We start from the raw sequence: 16,938 nt of genomic DNA on the forward strand, positions 1-16,938 counted from the left end.
CCCCCCCTCTCCCCCTCTCCCTTACTGGGGAGTCGTGACAATAATGCGATCGCGATAATCAAACTCGGTGACAAAACCATAATTAATACGTTGCTTGTTGTCCCCCCAATCCCCAAACTCGGACAGATATATCTAATCAACAGCGACATCAAAGCCGACACTATAAACACTTTCACCACAAATCCAATTTGATTTTCCATAATTTTGTACGGCTATACACCTTTTTCTGTAGGGTTGACACTAAATAAGACCACAACACCCAGTCTCTACAATAAACCTATAGTTACAAAGCTTTACATTTACAAACAGGGGAGACAAGGGAGACAAGGGGGACAAAAAGACAAGGGGGACAAAAAGACAATTCTTTCCCCCCATTCCCCATTCCCCATTCCCCATTCCCCAATTCAGAGGGTACATCAAAAAATGCCTGTAGAAAAAAAGAACAAAAGCCCCATCAAACCACCGAGAATCAGGCAGTTTGGCGGCAGTTTCCTGATTTTGCTGACTATTCTGTTATTGCTTAACTTTATTGTTCCTAGCTTCTTCGGTGCGCGATCGCCACAAGTTCCTTATAGTGATTTTATTACAGCTGTGGAAGCTGGTAAAGTAGATAAGGCAATTGTTGGGAGCGATCGCATTCAATATTCAATTCCGACGCAAACCCCAGATGGTAAGCCAGCAGAACAAGTTTTCCAAACTACACCAGTAGCTTACGATCTGGATTTACCGAAGATTCTTCGCAAGCATAATGTACAATTTGCTGCACCATTACCAGATCAAAATGCCTGGATTGGTACTTTAATTAGTTGGGTGTTTCCACCGTTAATTTTTATTGCAATTTGGGGCTTTTTCCTCAATCGTCAGGGAGGTGGTGCCGCTGCACTGACGGTAGGTAAAAGCAAAGCGCGGATTTCTTCTGATGGCAGCACTGGTGTCAAATTTACAGATGTGGCTGGTGTCGATGAAGCTAAAGTCGAATTAGAAGAGATTGTTGATTTTCTGAAAAATGCTGACAAATATACCCGCTTAGGTGCGAAAATACCTAAAGGGGCGTTGCTGGTGGGACCTCCAGGAACGGGTAAGACAATGTTAGCGAAAGCGATCGCTGGTGAAGCGGGTGTTCCTTTCTTCAGTATCTCCGGTTCCGAGTTTATCGAATTATTCGTTGGTGTCGGTGCTGCACGGGTGCGGGATTTGTTTGAACAAGCGAAAAAACAAGCTCCCTGTATAGTATTTATCGACGAGTTAGACGCACTCGGTAAATCTCGCGGTGGTGCTGGTGGGTTCGTCGGTGGTAACGATGAACGCGAACAAACCTTGAATCAGTTACTCACAGAAATGGACGGCTTTGACGCCAATACAGGTGTAATTATCATCGCTGCTACCAACCGTCCGGAAGTGTTAGATCCAGCTTTACGTCGTCCGGGACGCTTTGACCGTCTAATTGTGGTAGACCGTCCTGATAAAATTGGTCGGGAAGCGATTCTCAATGTTCATGCGAGAAACGTCAAATTAGCTGAGGATGTCAACTTAGCTACGATCGCTATCCGCACACCTGGCTTTGCTGGAGCAGATTTAGCGAACTTGGTAAATGAAGCCGCATTGCTAGCAGCGCGTCAAAATCGGGAAGCTGTGATTATGGCAGATTTCAACGAAGCGATCGAGCGGTTGATTGCCGGTTTAGAAAAGCGATCGCGCGTACTCAATGAAACTGAGAAGAAGACTGTAGCATATCACGAAGTTGGTCACGCCATCATCGGTGCATTGATGCCCGGAGCTGGTAAAGTTGAAAAAATCTCCATTGTGCCGCGTGGTGTGGGTGCTTTGGGTTATACAATTCAAATGCCGGAAGAAGACCGCTTCTTGATGGTTGAAGACGAAATTCGCGGACGCATTGCGACTTTGTTGGGTGGACGTTCCGCTGAAGAAGTCGTTTTTGGCAAAGTCTCCACAGGTGCGGGTGACGACATCCAGAAAGCCACAGATATAGCAGAACGTTACGTTACTGTGTACGGCATGAGTGATAAACTCGGTCCTCTGGCTTTTGAGAGAACGCAACAGCAGTTTATTGAAGGTTACAGCAATCCGCGTCGGTCGATTAGTCCGAAAGTGGCTGAGGAAATTGACCGGGAGATGAAGCAGATTGTGGATAATGCACACCACATTGCTTTAACCATTTTACAAGATAACCGCGACTTGTTAGAAGAAACCGCAGAGGAGCTGCTGCAACACGAAGTTCTCGAAGGTGTAGAACTGCGGGAAAGACTTGCAAGAGCGATCGCACCGAGCGAACTTAATGAATGGTTGCGATCCGGTAAAGTGTCGGAAGATAAACCCTTGATGCAATCTGTGTTGAATTAGGGACTTGTAAATGCCCTCAGGCTAGAAGCCTGGGGCTATACGAACAAAGCCCACCTTCGTGGGCTTCTAGATATTAAGTCCGCGTAGGCGGACTTTGTTCGTGTAGCCGCAGGTTTTAACCTGTCGGTGAAAGCGATCGCTACAATCAAACGGCTGTGAAACTCTGACCAGAAAATAGGCTGCTCCAGGTAGGGGTTCATTCCCGGAAATGGCGATCGCATAATCGACCTCACACGATGGAAGCTATCTTGATTTTAACTGCCGGATGGCGATCGAAGATTAAGCGATCGCGCGTCAGCACTCGTGTGTGCTGTCATAAAAGCGATCGCTTGTTTGTTGGGCGTTCGCGAAGCGTTGCCGTACTCGGCATCGCTTTTTTCATGCTATATTCCCTGATAATCATGTCAACTCAGATGTTGTCGCATTCTCAAATGGTATCCACAACCGCCTGCAAATCAATTTGCACTCTTATAGCAAAAGTCTACTAAAGTAGACTCAATAATAATTCCGAATTTCAGTCCACTTAAGTGGACTTAAGCTATTAGCCTGGGATTTAAATCCCAGGCGGTTGTGGCAGATCGAAGATATCGAACTCGCGTAAAATAAAGATTTCCATCGGATTGATCCGCTCAGTCTCTATTTGCATCAACCTAGCCTTCAGCCTGTCGCAGTTCCTTTAATTCCTCAGGTGTGAGGGGATTATTTCCTAACTCAAGTGCTTCTATCCAGCGTAGCCGGCGCCCCTTCACATCTTCTGAGTAATCATCAACTGCCCCACTGTCTACAAAAGCCCGAAAGTCTTCTAATGCCCCTACCAAGTCCCCTGTAAGTACTCTAGCCAGCCCCCGACTGTCTTGATAGCGTTTATTATCAGGCTCTAGGGTGACAGCTTTTTCACAAATATGGATAACACCTTTATGACCGTGTAAGCTGCCAACCCAGCAAATGCTATGCCAATATGCGGCAGAGTCATTTAAACTAGGTTGAAGTTTTAAAGCTTGTTTGAAAGCGTTCTGTGCTTCTTTAATTTTGCCTTCTTTTACCCAAGCGATGCCCTGATTTAAGGAAACCTTAGCTGCACTGATGCCCTGACTTAAGGAAACCGCAGCTGCAAAAGCTGGGTCTTGGGCTAAATCTGGAGATACGCCAACTGCTTCATGCAGGCTTTTAGCATTGAGCCATTTTGTCTCATTGTCGCATACAACTGCTTTGAGGTCGGCACCGCTGAGGTCGGCACCGCTGAGGTCGGCATCCCTGAGGTCGGCATCCCTGAGGTTGGCACCGCTGAGGTCGGCATCCCTGAGGTTGGCACCGCTGAGGTTGGCACCGCTGAGGTCGGCATCCCTGAGGTTGGCATCCCTGAGGTTGGTACCGCTGAGGTCGGCATCCCTGAGGTCGGCATCCCTGAGGTTGGCATCCCTGAGGTTGGCACGGCTGAGGTTGGCACGGCTGAGGTTGGCACGGCTGAGGTTGGCACGGCTGAGGTTGGCACGGCTGAGGTTGGCACGGCTGAGGTTGGCACCGCTGAGGTTGGCACCGCTGAGGTAGGCACCGCTGAGGTAGGCATCGCTGAGGTAGGCATCGCTGAGGTTGGCATCGCTGAGGTTGGCATCGCTGAGGTAGGCATCGCTGAGGTTGGCACCGCTGAGGTTGGCATCGCTGAGGTTGGCATCGCTGAGGTTGGCACCGCTGAGGTTGGCATCGCTGAGGTTGGCACCGATGAGGTCGGCACCCCTGAGGTCGGCACCCCTGAGGTCGGCACCCCTGAGGTCGGCACCCCTGAGGTCGGCACGGCTGAGGTTGGCACCGCTGAGGTCGGCACGGCTGAGGTTGGCACCGATGAGAAATAATCCCAAGTTCTCGCGAAAGCTGTAAATACCCAAGCAGTGACTATAGCCGATAATAGCGAGTAAGCGTTCTGAGTCAAACTTATTAGAATCAGGTTGACCGCAAGGGTAGAAAGTGATTTTGTCTTTCAAGTCATCTTTTCTTTGAGCATAGCGATGCAACTCTAAAAGCAAAATCATCACATTCAATCCTGTACACACATCCACTTGTCGCAAACCCAAGTGATTTTCTCTATCTGGCAATTGCTCCCTTAATTGCTTCTTCTTCATCTGCGGCAAATTTGCATCTTCCGCATCAATAAATTCTCCATCGCACCAACGAAAATAGAAATGCTCTAATCGTTCAAACAGTTTACACAAGCGTTCTACATCTTGAAATTCAGAAGTCTCGGCAAACAACCCCATTAAATATTCGACAATTTCCGGGGTTAAATTTCCATAGCCGAATAAATCATAAATCTGTTTATCCATCACGTCTGTGGAAACTTTATCTTCTTGACGGTGACGGTTGCTTATTTTAGTTGTCCAATCTAGAAAGCTTTCTATCAACCGTTCTGCGAATAAAAACTCGCTAAAACTCTTGTGGACAAACTCCACGGAACCATCTTTATCGCCTGAGGCTGCTTTGATGTAAAATGCGGTCAACAGGTTATTGAGTAGCTTCTTATTTTCCTGAGAATTCTCTCTCGCTTGCGGAATTAACTTTGCTGCTGGACTATTGCTAACTTTGAGTCGTGTTTCTAACATCGCTACTTTTGCAGATTCATTCCCCGACTGCACCACACACAAAGCAGCTTCTGTGATAAATTGGCGCAAATCTTCGGTTTTCAGTTGAGTTAAGCGCAAGTTTTCATCTTTATCGTCACTTTTACGCTGTTCTTCTAATACCCATTTCACCGATTCATCATAAATGCGGATTTTTGCTTTGATACCTTCTGCATTCACAAACATTTGCACATTCAGACGTTGCTCTCGGTGCATTCGTGCGAGTAAATAAAGCAGTAAAGGTTCTCGTGCTAAGTTATCGTTGATTTCATCAGGACAAGCTTGCAAAAACTGCTCAAAATCATTTGCTTCTTGCGTCCCAACTTTAGCCTCCCATTTATTCAGCCATGTTTGCCGAATCGAGTCATCCATTGGCTGAAGTTCGACCCGCTTCAAGCTTTTGGTTTGTGAGAGCAAGCGGTCAATTCCTTGCAGCGCTAAAGGACGACCAGTAACCAAAAATTGATGATGGCAAAAGCTATCTTTTTGAAACTTCTCTACCTGTTCCAAAAATTCCCTTAAGCCGTTAGCTCGTCCTTCTAATAATAGTTCGTCGAAGCCATCAAGTAAAAAGAGAAATCGGGTATTTTTATCCGTCAGCCAGCCAAAATCACTTTGAATAAAGTCAACGTTTTCTAAATAGTTCTCTAAAGTCTCAGTTAAGTTATCTTTGAGAACTCGCACATCCCGCAAGCGAATCAAAATCGGTGTAAAGCTAGGATGCAAGTTCTGCCGCACCAAGTCGGCAAACATGCGACAAAAGACACTTTTACCGCGTCCAGCTTCACCTTGAATAAACAAAACTTGTTTGGGTTTATTTTTCTCAGTTGCATCAAGTATTGAATTAACAAATTCTTCGATTTGATAAGTTACATCACCTTTTTCTTTAAGTTCTTTAACTTGCAGCGGTACATACAAATCCCGAAAGGTGATATCATTCTCATCAAAAATATTTTCTTCTGGCTTGGGTTTAATTTCCTGTTCTAAATAATCTTCAATGCTCAGATATTTCTCTAGTTTATCTTTTCCCCCGACGCGATACCATTCTACAAGTTTCTTGACTTTTTCGCCAACTTCTACTAATGCCGAAAGCATATATTCATCGGTTTTTCGCGCTACTTTTTCGGTGACAGTTTTTGCGTCTGCTTCGATTAAACCTGCTTCTTGTAAACGTTGCTGCAAAACTTGATTAAATGCTTCTGCTAGTTTCGATTCGTGGAAGTAGAGAATAGCTTTTTTCGCTTCTCGTTCCTCAAATTCTTGCTCACCCAGTTTCTTAATTTGTCGAGCTAAAGTTTCCGAAACTGCGCTTTGTTGATTAATTTGCTGTTGTAATTGCGAATCTTCTTTAAGAATTACTTTCAAGCTTTCTAGATAAGCAACCTGACTAACCAATATTACACAGCTTTCGAGACTTGGCTCTTTTTTGGTGGCGTCAACAATCAGCTTTAGTGTTGTAGTTGCGATGGGTGCAAAGGGAATTACTGAAAGCGCAATTTGTCCGAGTGGTGCGTTGATGACATCTAATAGCGACGATATTTGAGCGATGTAGGGCTTGAGGTCTTCTGCCTTCGGTTTTTGCTCGTTGATAACTTTGGCTAGGTCAAAGACGGCTTTAGCGGCTTCTGCGCCAGTTTTTGTCACCTCCACCCCTTGTCCCCAGTTCAACCCCTGAATATTTTTCCACCAGTTTGAGAATATCTTCGCCATAGACTATTTCTCTATCTCATTGATAAAATTAAGTAAGTGGGCGAAATTAAATGTAAAATGCTCTCCTGGTTCGTAGTGAGCGGTTTACCGCTCAAAACAAGGATTTTAACGGCTAAAGCCGTTACTACGTTAAGGAGTGTTTATTTATGCCCATCTAGTTACTAACATAAATCGGCGTTGCATATTTAGGGGATGTTTTTGCAATAGACATCTCCAGAAAAGAATGTAGAGACGCGAAATTTCGCGTCTCTACAAGGGTTTTGGGCAACGCATAATAAGCATAGCGGTCGATGTCTAATGTACTTCGATAAATTTAACGTATTGTAGAGACGTTCCGGTGGAACCAATACGGTTCGGTTAAGAATATTTGTGAACCCAAAACCCTTGTAGAGACGTTGCACTTGCTAGTCTCTACATACGTTAACACCAACGGTATTGCCGATGGAACGTCTCTACAATTCATCAGAAAATGTAATAATTAACTTAAATTTAACCAGCTAAAAACTTCTTCAACTGTCAGTTATAATTCGATTTTTTTGCTTTTGGCTACTTTATTAATTACTTCGCAAAAGGTAATCTGAAGTAAGCTATGTTCACCTTGAGGCATTGGCTTTTGAATAATTTCTCCATTGAGAAATTCTGATGCTGGTTTTGTTTCTGGCAGTTGTAGAAACTCGTCTAATGTCAGGTGAGGTTTAGTGGCTATTGTCATCAGACGGACATGATATAACACTAATAAAAATATCGTAACCAATGCAAGAGACGTTCCATCGGAACGTCTCTACAATATATGTAATTTGCTTGTCATGATGTAATTGCTAACTCTTGACTCCCGTACAGATGCGAAATTTAGCTTCTCTACAATTGGTTAGAGACGCAATGAATTGCGTCACTACAAGTGTTAACTGCGTTGCCAAATTTTAATTGTTTTATCTAAGCTGCCACTCACCAACATTTCGCCGGAAGCTGTAAAGGCTAAAGCTGTTACTGTGTTGGTATGTCCTGTAAATGTACCTAGCAGTTCTCCGGTGTGTAGATGCCACAATTTGATAGTTTTATCTGAACTGCCACTAGCGATAATTTCTCCATCGGGACTAAGAGCGATCGCATCAACTCCATCTCGATGTCCTTTAAGGGTGCGAAGCAATTCCCCTGTCTCTAAATCCCAAATCTTAATCGTTTTATCTCGACTTCCACTCACGAGAATGTTATCATCTCCACTCACCGCCAGGGAACGAACTATGTGAGAATGTCCCATGAGGGTCTGCAAAGGTTCAGTATTCAAAGTTCTTACTTTACCTTGACATGACAAATCCCAAACTTTGATTTTACGGTAGCTACCTGTTACCATAATTTGTCCATCTTGGCTAAAAGCTAGGGAATGGGCAGCGCTATCATCTAATGAAAGAGCGATCGCTACCTGTCGATACATCAAGTCCCAAAACAAAATCTTTCTATCATCTCCCCCAGTTGCTAACATCCTTCCATCTGGGGTAAAAGCTACACAGCGCACCATTCCATTGTGCTTGTGGAGAATATCTATCAAATCTATTGCACCGGAATGCCAAATCTTAATTGTGGAGTCTGCACCACCACTCACCAACGTTTGTCCATCCGGACTAAATGCGAGGGAATTGACTTCATCTACTACCCCGGAGACACTCCATTGGTATTCTGAGAGAGTACCAATTAACTCACCTTTTGTCAAGTCCCAGAGCTTCGTCTCTCCCCGACTCCCGCTAGCCAAGATTGGCGGGAAATTGCCGTTTTTCCCTCCTGGACTGAAAGCAAGGCAATTAATGCCTCTTGAGTGTCCGCTCAAAGTCTGCCAGCATTCCCAATCACCGACAATGTTTTTTAGGGGATGATCTGGTGATAAAGTCTGAATTCTTTCAGCGTTCGCAATTTCATCAACTAAAGAAGATGCATCTTTTTTGGCAATTAGTGATTCTAAATACCAACTTAACCCACCCCCATATAACAAGTTACTTGGAATTACAGTAACTTTTGGCTCAGTAAATTGAATTTGACTTGTCGGTAAAAAGCCTGTGATTACCGCTTGCTTTTCGTAGCCTAATTGACCAGTAAATGGATAAAACAAACACAGAAAAATCAATACCTGATGGTTCTGTATATCTTCTTGAGTCACAGTCCACCTGATTTTGTCTTTTTTTATCCCATTAAAGCTTTCTCCATCAGCAGCGTAGACTTGAATAGTAACATCAGGATTATCTACTAAGAAGTAAGCAAATTTACTTTCTCCGCGTAAATTTCCTTCATCATCTAATGCCATATTTTTCAAGCTGTTTTGTGACACTTTTTTAACCAGCTTACCCAAGCGTTCAATTATCACCCGCTGAACGATTTGTTCTCGCAAAAGATAATCTTCCGCTTGCTGCTGAAAATATTTCGGAAAGGGAATCACCCAATCGGGAGGTTCGGGATATTCCGGTGGTGTCGGTGGGGGATTTTTGGCGAGAATTTCGGCTTGGAAGCGAGCAAAATTGAGCAATTTTGCCAATGAATCGCCCCAAAATGCCATAATTTCACTGTGACAACCTTTGACTTGACTCTCTAACAAAGATAAGTCATAAGTCTTGGGTTTTTTCACTCGTTGAAGAAAGTCAGCTTGTTGAGCTTTCAGTAAGCTAATCCAATCCATTTGCATGTTTTGCGGCACAAAGAATGCATACCTACGGTAAGCTATACCAAAGCAATTACTCAAGTTTATAAGATGAATGTAAATTAAGAATTGAGTAATTTGAGCAGTTAGGGTAACACAACCATTACTTATGCTCTAACAGAAAGCAATTATCTATTTTAGCTATAAGATACTTTGTCAACCATGAGCAAGAGCGTATAAATAAATTAGACGTTGGAAATTAATTCTAACTTATCTGGAAAATATGAGACTGTCTCTAGTGAGACAAACCCGAAATAATACTCATTAAGAATCACGCGCCACGCAGACAATGATAGTATAAATCTCAGATTATTGCTGCAACAGCGGCGCATTGAGTTGTATAATTAGAGATACTAAAGTCAAGATTTCTTAATTTTCTTGTTGGCGATCGCTTTCGTTTGCGTGTAATCGTTTAATTTTCATCCTCAAATCAAAGTCATCACCGCTGACAATTGTTTCTAAGTCAGCGATGCGTTGTTCTAATTCGACCTGGTGCGGTGACAAAATTTGATTTTGGTATTTTTTCACATCCGATCGCCATACAGCAACTGTACCAATTGCTGCGCCACTAATCGCCGCTAATGGTATAATGGCACCACTTCTGGTGACTGCTGAAAGGGGAACACAAATTGCTAAAATTGCGACAGTCAAGCCCCAGATTTTTGTGGTAGCTGTAACTCGGATATCTTCAGGTTGGTGGAAGTTTTTTTCCGGTTTTTTAGCCATGAGTGTACCCTCAAAGATTTAATTATAGTAATTGGAGCGCGATACTCCAACGGAGTCACTTCTGTTCTCCTGTCGGAGACGCTCCGTGAACGAGAGGCTTTGCCAACGCGATCGCTTGTAAAAGTTCCTCATGCGATCGCCTTAAGTATAATTGCTCCATAGATAGTTTTGTATCAAGTTTAACTCTATCCCCAGGATAAATTATTCGCTGATACAAATAGATTATTGTATAAATATATAGAAGCTTTTGGATATCGAGAGTCACGATAACCAAAGAAAGATATATTTATTAATTGTTGACAAGATCGCATCTATTGAAAAAATAATCATGACAACTGCATCTTCCATTTTTCTGGCTGGAGCTAGTCGGGGTATCGGTAGAGAAATTGCCAAATGCTTAATTGCAGAACAGCAAAAGGTAAAAGCACTTTTGAGAACAGAAGCAACTCGTGATGAATTAGAAGCAATGGGCATTGAGGTAGTTCTGGGAGATGCGTTGAATAGCGAAGATGTAGAAAGTGCTATGCTAGGAGAACCCATCAACGCAGTTATCAGTACGATTGGTGGTTTGCCTAAAGTTAGTGAAAGAGCAGATTACCTGGGTAATAAAAATCTGATTGACGCAGCAGTGAAAGCTAAAGTACAAAAATTTATTTTAGTGTCTTCTATCGGTAGTGGGGATAGTGTAGTTGCCTTGAATCCACAAGCATTAGAAACACTGCGATCGGTTTTAATCGAAAAAGAAAAAGCTGAACAACATCTAATTGCCAGTGGACTTACCTACACCATTATTCGTCCCGGTGGATTAAAGTCAGAAGCAGCAACCCAAAATGCAATCTTAACTCAAGATCCACGCATAGCAGGTATAATCCATCGTGCAGATGTCGCACAGTTAGTTTGTCGTTGCTTAAATTCTGATAAAGCTAACAATCAAGTATTATCGGCAATAGACAAAAATATGCTTTTTAGCCAAATAGAGTTTGAGGAATTTAGCTTAGATTAAAAACATTATTTCCAAAGCTAATTTACCATCCTCAATTGGAATTACCTCACTAGTACCTAGCACAAAATTGCATCAGGTCGTGACGAAAATTTCTCACAAAAACTCTGCCTCACTCTCTCTGGAAAAGTTTGTTACGGAGGGAAAACCTCCTGACAACTTTCGCTGCGCTTACTTTTGTGTTCCTTTGCGTTGAAAAAACGCCCTCGTACCTATATAATTTTTGGCAATGGCAGGGGCTTTTTCACCCAACACCCGATAAAGTTCAGCTTTGCCTCGCATTCATCTCACACTGACTGAGTACAGTAGACATCTGTTGGAAAAGATTTAGAAACCTTAAATTCACGCACAGACCTAACCCCCCTACCCCCCTTCCCTTGTAGGGAAGGGGGAATTAAAGCCTCTCTCCGCTTCGGGGAGAGGAATGGAAGCGGGGTCATGCATTAATTTTCGGAGATGTCTAGTACAGATGTGAGGCTTCTGCTGTTTTAGCTAAATACCATAATTACCTGTCCATAGCGGACTCCAATCACCAGAAGCGACAAAACTTGCCCAATAATAAGGATATCGGTATTCAGGTCTCTTTAAGAACTCTAACTGCGCCTGTCGTAGTGCATCATGTTTACCCTTACCTGCGTTTAAATTTTGGTAATACTTTACCATCAAATCCTTAGTTCCCTCATCATCTATAGTCCACAAGCTCAAAACTTGAGTCTGAGAACCTGCAATCACCAAAGCACGACGTAAACCGTAAAGCCTACCTCCGACTTTGAGATCACCCAATCCAGTTTCGCAAGCTGACAGCACCACCAGCTGTGTTCCCCGTAAATTCAATCCAGTAACTTCCAATGCTGTGAGGATACCATCATTGGTATTTGAAGAAGCTCGCTGACGATTATTAATACCTGCGAAAGCTAACCCAGAACGCAACAAGGGATTTTCTAGTTTTAAATTTTCGAGTAATTCCTTATTGAAATTATCTGCTACTTCTTTTTCGGTAATAAAGAATCCGTGAGTTGCTAAATGCAAGATACTCGGAGCTTGTAGTTTTTTAATCGCAGTTTCGGTAGCTTGTTTACCAGAAATGACTTTTGTATCCGGAAAAATCTCTTTGATTTTATTTGCTTCGTCTAAAGTGTTGTAAAGTGGGGCAAATTGCAAGTTTGCTTGATCGTCAGGACGATTTCTTAAACCACGTACAGTAGATGGTCCGGTTATTTCCTGCTGATCGTAGTCGATGTTTGCAAATACTACCGGAGGTGAAAAGCTTTTAGGTGCTAACTTAATGCGTAGCAACTCTCGTCCAGTAGTGAGATAAGAGAAAGCGTAACGTTGAATCAGGTATTTATTTTGTTCGTCTAGTAGTACTTCAAAGGGAATTATTGCTAATTGTCCATCAGGTGATAATAGCAAATGACGTGCATCGCCCAACAGTGGACGGATGGGAGCCATAACTTGCCGATCTAATGTCCGAGCAAGTTGCTCAACTGATTGGGTAGGCTTCTTTTGAGTAGTAGTAGTAGTAGAATAACGGGTCTGAGCATCAGATGGTTTTTCTGCCAAAGCTTTTCGTAGATTGGCAACAGATGTCTCAATAGTTTCAGCATCTGCTAAGTCAACCCACCTTGGTTCCCCAGAAGAACGCAGCACAGCTGCTGCATAACGCAGTTTACCCGATTTTTCCGCCTGTTTAGCCTTGGCATTAAATGGCTGATACCGCACGAATTCTACCAAAGCCGCATCCTTAGGTATCAGAGTTTGGATGCTTGCTAACTCTACTGGTTGGGTGGTAATGTGGAATTCAGCACTTTTATTACTGATCGCTTCCTCGATGCGTTCTTTTTGTATATTTAATTGCTGAAGTTGAGCTTTATACTCACTAACGCTTTGGTTTCCTTGCCCTCTGTATATTAGTGCTGATAGGTTTTGATTGACGTTCTCCCATTGATCAAATAATTTTTGTGTTTCTGGTTTATCTGCGAAGTGACTGCGTAGTATTTGTATGCTGTCGATAACGGTGTCTAGTACACGTACTTTGCGACGTAGCACTGTGGTGAGCGCTAGCCTTGCGGCTGTGGGGTTATTAGCATTGTGGAGAGATAGAGATATGGCTTGGTAGGTTGAGAATAAAAAGGTTTTGAGGTAGTCTTGTTTTCTTTCTTCTGAGCCGATAGTAAAAATAAACCCAAAATTATATTCTTCAATTGCTAGTCCACGACTAGAGAAATCAACAGCACGGGTGATGTCATTTTGTGCTTGGTACAGTTGTGCCAAATTGTTCAAGCTAGAAGCGACAAGAGGATGTTGTTTACCGAGCATTTTCTCTCTTATTGCTAGCGATCGCAAACACAGAGGTTCAGCTTTTTGATAGTTTCCCTCTTCTTGGTACAAGGAAGCCAAGGTGTTGAGACTAGTGGCAACATCGGGATGTTCTTTACCCAGTGCTTTCTCCCTGATTCCCAGAGAGCGCAGATACAAAGATTCGGCTTTTTCATAGCGACCCTCTGCTTTGTATAGTTCTGCTAAATTATTGAGGCTAGTGGCAATATTAGGATGTTCTTTGCCCACTAATTTCTCCATAATTGTCAGAGAGCGCAGATACAGAGGTTCGGCTTTTTCATAGCTCCCCTGTACTTGGTATAAAGACGCCAAATTATTCAGGTTATTGGGGATATCGGGATTTTCCTTCCCCTGCCTCTCTCTTATTTCTAGCGATCGCAGATACAGAGGTTCAGCCTTTTCATAGCTCCCCTGTACTTGGTACAAAGACGCCAAATTATTCAGGCTAGTAGCAACAAGAGGATGTTGTTTACCCAGCACTTTCTCGTAAATTGCCAGAGAGCGCAGATACAGAGGTTCAGCTTTTTCATACCTTCCTCGAGCTTTGTACAGTTCTGCCAAATTATTCAGGCTAGTGGCAACAAGAGGATGTTCTTTGCCCAGCATTTTCTCGTAAATTGCCAGAGAGCGCAGATGCAGAGGTTCAGCTTTTTGATAGCGACCCTGAGCTTTGTACAGTTCTGCCAAATTGTTCAGGGTAGTAGCGACATCAGGATGTTCTTTGCCAAGTACTTTCTCACTTATTTCTATTGCCCTTTCTGCTGGGGCAATAGCTTCATTGTATTTACCTGCGTTATACAACTCAATGACTTGTTTATTCAGTTGCTTCGCTTCCTGCAACTGTGTTGACTGTTGTGCCGACAGTGGTGGGTGAGATTGTCCTGTTACTTGTGTTGGAATGTTAAGTAGCAGCTCGAATATTATTGCTGCGGTGATTGACCAAGATACTAATTTGATGGAACCTTGGATTTTTCGTTGGGAGAATCTAGACACGTATTTCAGCTTCCTAGCTTGATTAGCGACAATCGGTCAAAATAATGCTCAAATACACCTCAAAAGCGAGAATTGATTTTTTGGTTTTGCCAAACTAAACATACATCGGCTTTATCGTGCCAACTTAGTTCTCAAAGATAATTGAAAAAAGCCTAAAACCACCTACTATCATTACATCTGTGATATTTTCAAAAAGTGTACATTTTGTCAATACTTCCAGAGATTGAAATAATTACAGAAGGGGTGGAAGAGCCGAGCAAAACCCCCCGACGTTAAGTCAAACAATCAAGCAATCGGCTGTAAGTAGCTGTTCTTCCGCGTACATTTTGGTTCCAATGCTATTTGCAGGGGAAAAGCCACCCAAATTCTTCAGACTTTTATGGCGTTTCTGCACGTTTTGCGCTCAAAACAGTGGAGAGTTTTGACAACTATAGGCATCATAGCCCACATGAAAGCTAAAACTGGAGCAATTGGCTTGTAGCTAATTTTCATAAATATGTTTCTGAATACTAGACTTGGAGAAATTAGTACTAAATCTTAGCTCCTCTTGATTAAGAAGAAGCTATGCAACTGATTAAGAGAAAGCTATGGAAATCTAGAGGTCGATTGACAAAATTTTTCCAGATTTAATAAAATAGAGGCGCAAAGAAGAACGTTAGCTTGAAACGATAATCTGACCGATACGCTTGAAAATTTGCAGAACAGTATATAGTTCATTCCCCAAGGGAGCAGGAGAAAAAACTCTCGATATATCATATTGTGGTGTATCCTGTTGAGTTAGTTTGACAAATATAATTCCGTCTCCATTTGTCATTATCCCAAAGAGATGAAAGCGAGATTCTACTTCAGCTAAACTTTTGAAGATGTCGGTAATTGCTGTTTTCTGTACCATTTACTTAAAATTAATTATTCTGTAAAATGGTTTGCAAACCTGTGACTAATCTTTCAATACCTTCTTTTGCGGTTTCTTTTTGCAGCGCACCATATGCAACTCGCAGATAACATCCATTATCCATACCAAAGGTTGTACCGGGAATCACTGCTACAAGATGTTCTTTAATTAGTCTTTCTACTAATTCAAAGCTATCCATATTAGTATAAACTTTGAGGAAAAAATAAAATGCACCATCGGCGGGGGTGATGCTACACTGATTTTGTAGGCGGTTGAGTGAGTTAAGTACGTCATAGCGGACTTGAGCGATCGCTTCTAAATTCTTCTTCAAATACTCTTCTTTTGCCTGCAATGCTCCTAATGCTGCATACTGAGAAATTACAGGTGGACAAATCACTATTGTATCTTGTACTTTTTTAACGGCTACAAGCAGATGTTTGGGAATCAGCATATAGCCAATTCGCCAACTTGCAAATCCGTAAGCTTTGGAAAGGCTATACAAAGATATGGTGTATTCGCTACTTCCTGAAAATGCACCAGGGGAAACGTGTTTTACACCGTCATAGGTAAAGTATTCATAAGCTTCATCGTGAATATGATAAATGTTGCGTTGTTTGCAAATTTGATTGACTTGTCGCAATGCTTCTTCAGAATAAACAACACCTGTGGGATTATTAGGTGAAATGGTGACTATTGCTTTTGTTTTTGATGTTATGGCTTTGGCGATCGCATCCACTCGTAATTGATAATTTTCATCGGTTTCTACTAACACCGGATGACAACCAGCCATTGTGGTTGCCATTTCATGATTAAAATAATAAGGTGTATTTAAAATAATTTCATCACCTATGGAAGTAATCGCAAGAATGGCATTCATAAACGCCATATTACTGCCGGCGGTAACAACGATGCAGTTTTCGTCGTTAATTTCAATGTTGTTAAAGGCTTGCAATTTTGCTTCAATTGCTGCTAATAAAGGAGGAATTCCCTCAACAGCTTTGTAGAGATTATTAGTTGGTTCCGCGAAGAATTTCGGCAAAATCTCCATTGCTTCGGGTGGGGGATTGTATGAAACAACACCTTGTCCTAAAGAAATGGTTCCAGGATTGCTTTTAATTAATTCGCCAACGACAGGTATTATGGGAGACTGCACTGCCTCCATACGAGAGATAAAGTTTTTCATGCGTTCACGCTTATTTGAGCTATATTTAATTTTCTCGTAAATATGCCCCCGTAGTAAGGACTTCAGTCCTTGGCTTTATTGCTTTTTTGATGAAGACTGAAGTCTTCACTACGAATTAGACGATCGCTTGTATGGCAGATATCATAGATTTAAAGTTTGTTTTGTATCTAAAATAACTGGAGAGAAAGACATGGCTGCAATCAGTTGGGAAGCGGAATTATCGAATTTATGGCGATCGGCACTGCTGTGAAAAAAATGCCAGGAGTTGCCACGCACTCATCTATGCTATTACCCCAAGCCATCATTCAAGACAGGGATACTTTTATCAACACCGCAGAAGGAACACTAAAGACCCAATTAAACCAAACCCCGTCTTGACACTCCCCCTTGTCCCCCCTATCCCCCTTGTCCCTTACTCTTATACACATCTCCGAGCCC

The 16,938-nt window shown here is 42.5% G+C and carries 11 protein-coding genes and 2 pseudogenes; 5 read left to right on the top strand and 8 right to left on the bottom strand.

What is annotated here, in order from left to right:
* On the top strand, window positions 1–192 hold a 192-nt coding region (locus OGM63_RS18305; protein WP_263747082.1), incomplete at its 5' end, for a hypothetical protein.
* Between the two features lie 231 nt (window positions 193–423).
* Window positions 424–2,361, top strand: coding sequence for an ATP-dependent zinc metalloprotease FtsH (gene ftsH, locus OGM63_RS18310; RefSeq protein ID WP_263747099.1), 1,938 nt, complete (start codon window positions 424–426; stop codon window positions 2,359–2,361).
* Window positions 2,362–2,486: 125 nt separating this feature from the next.
* On the opposite strand, the pseudogene OGM63_RS18315 reads toward ftsH, so the two are convergent.
* A pseudogene (locus OGM63_RS18315) lies at window positions 2,487–2,582 on the bottom strand (DUF4058 family protein); the annotation flags it as partial.
* Between the two features lie 15 nt (window positions 2,583–2,597).
* Between OGM63_RS18315 and OGM63_RS18320 the strand changes: the two are divergent.
* On the top strand, window positions 2,598–2,849 hold the full coding sequence (locus OGM63_RS18320; protein WP_263747083.1) for a hypothetical protein: 252 nt from the start codon (window positions 2,598–2,600) through the stop codon (window positions 2,847–2,849).
* 162 nt (window positions 2,850–3,011) lie between these two features.
* On the opposite strand, the gene OGM63_RS18325 is transcribed toward OGM63_RS18320, so the two are convergent.
* From OGM63_RS18325 to OGM63_RS18340, 4 genes and pseudogenes are all read right to left on the bottom strand, one after another.
* Window positions 3,012–6,683, bottom strand: coding sequence for a pentapeptide repeat-containing protein (locus OGM63_RS18325; protein WP_263747085.1), 3,672 nt, complete (start codon window positions 6,681–6,683; stop codon window positions 3,012–3,014).
* A 529-nt stretch (window positions 6,684–7,212) separates the two neighbouring features.
* Window positions 7,213–7,395, bottom strand: a pseudogene (locus tag OGM63_RS18330) (Uma2 family endonuclease); the annotation flags it as partial.
* A 189-nt stretch (window positions 7,396–7,584) separates the two neighbouring features.
* The gene (locus OGM63_RS18335) at window positions 7,585–9,345 is read right to left on the bottom strand and encodes a WD40 repeat domain-containing protein (RefSeq protein WP_263747087.1); all 1,761 of its coding nucleotides are present in this window, start codon (window positions 9,343–9,345) and stop codon (window positions 7,585–7,587) included.
* A 390-nt stretch (window positions 9,346–9,735) separates the two neighbouring features.
* A complete protein-coding gene (locus tag OGM63_RS18340) occupies window positions 9,736–10,092 on the bottom strand; it encodes a hypothetical protein (RefSeq protein ID WP_263747089.1) in 357 nt (118 codons plus the stop codon).
* 328 nt (window positions 10,093–10,420) lie between these two features.
* Here OGM63_RS18340 and OGM63_RS18345 point away from each other — a divergent pair, with 328 nt between their 5' ends.
* A complete protein-coding gene (locus OGM63_RS18345; RefSeq protein ID WP_263747091.1) occupies window positions 10,421–11,095 on the top strand; it encodes an SDR family oxidoreductase in 675 nt (224 codons plus the stop codon).
* A 489-nt stretch (window positions 11,096–11,584) separates the two neighbouring features.
* On the opposite strand, the gene OGM63_RS18350 is transcribed toward OGM63_RS18345, so the two are convergent.
* From OGM63_RS18350 to OGM63_RS18360, 3 genes are all read right to left on the bottom strand, one after another.
* A complete protein-coding gene (locus OGM63_RS18350) occupies window positions 11,585–14,425 on the bottom strand; it encodes a CHAT domain-containing tetratricopeptide repeat protein (RefSeq protein ID WP_263747093.1) in 2,841 nt (946 codons plus the stop codon).
* 655 nt (window positions 14,426–15,080) lie between these two features.
* Window positions 15,081–15,317 (bottom strand): hypothetical protein, encoded by a 237-nt coding sequence (locus tag OGM63_RS18355; RefSeq protein ID WP_263747094.1) that lies wholly within the window; start codon window positions 15,315–15,317, stop codon window positions 15,081–15,083.
* 10 nt (window positions 15,318–15,327) lie between these two features.
* Window positions 15,328–16,500, bottom strand: a complete 1,173-nt coding sequence (locus OGM63_RS18360; protein ID WP_263747096.1) for a pyridoxal phosphate-dependent aminotransferase — start codon at window positions 16,498–16,500, stop codon at window positions 15,328–15,330.
* Between the two features lie 204 nt (window positions 16,501–16,704).
* Here OGM63_RS18360 and OGM63_RS18365 point away from each other — a divergent pair, with 204 nt between their 5' ends.
* The gene (locus OGM63_RS18365; protein ID WP_263747098.1) at window positions 16,705–16,878 is read left to right on the top strand and encodes a hypothetical protein; all 174 of its coding nucleotides are present in this window, start codon (window positions 16,705–16,707) and stop codon (window positions 16,876–16,878) included.
* Window positions 16,879–16,938 lie beyond the last annotated feature (60 nt).

Origin of the sequence: Plectonema radiosum NIES-515, assembly GCF_025753815.1 — a bacterium.
GTDB classification, from domain to species: domain Bacteria; phylum Cyanobacteriota; class Cyanobacteriia; order Cyanobacteriales; family Nostocaceae; genus Hassallia; species Hassallia radiosum_A.

Excerpts from the sequence above, each read along its gene's own strand:
- ftsH (WP_263747099.1), top strand. The coding sequence starts at position 424 with ATGCCTGTAGAAAAAAAGAACAAAAGCCCCATCAAACCACCGAGAATC.
- OGM63_RS18320 (WP_263747083.1), top strand. The coding sequence starts at position 2,598 with ATGGAAGCTATCTTGATTTTAACTGCCGGATGGCGATCGAAGATTAAG.
- OGM63_RS18325 (WP_263747085.1), bottom strand. The coding sequence starts at position 6,683 with ATGGCGAAGATATTCTCAAACTGGTGGAAAAATATTCAGGGGTTGAAC.
- OGM63_RS18335 (WP_263747087.1), bottom strand. The coding sequence starts at position 9,345 with ATGGATTGGATTAGCTTACTGAAAGCTCAACAAGCTGACTTTCTTCAA.
- OGM63_RS18340 (WP_263747089.1), bottom strand. The coding sequence starts at position 10,092 with ATGGCTAAAAAACCGGAAAAAAACTTCCACCAACCTGAAGATATCCGA.
- OGM63_RS18345 (WP_263747091.1), top strand. The coding sequence starts at position 10,421 with ATGACAACTGCATCTTCCATTTTTCTGGCTGGAGCTAGTCGGGGTATC.
- OGM63_RS18355 (WP_263747094.1), bottom strand. The coding sequence starts at position 15,317 with ATGGTACAGAAAACAGCAATTACCGACATCTTCAAAAGTTTAGCTGAA.
- OGM63_RS18360 (WP_263747096.1), bottom strand. The coding sequence starts at position 16,500 with ATGAAAAACTTTATCTCTCGTATGGAGGCAGTGCAGTCTCCCATAATA.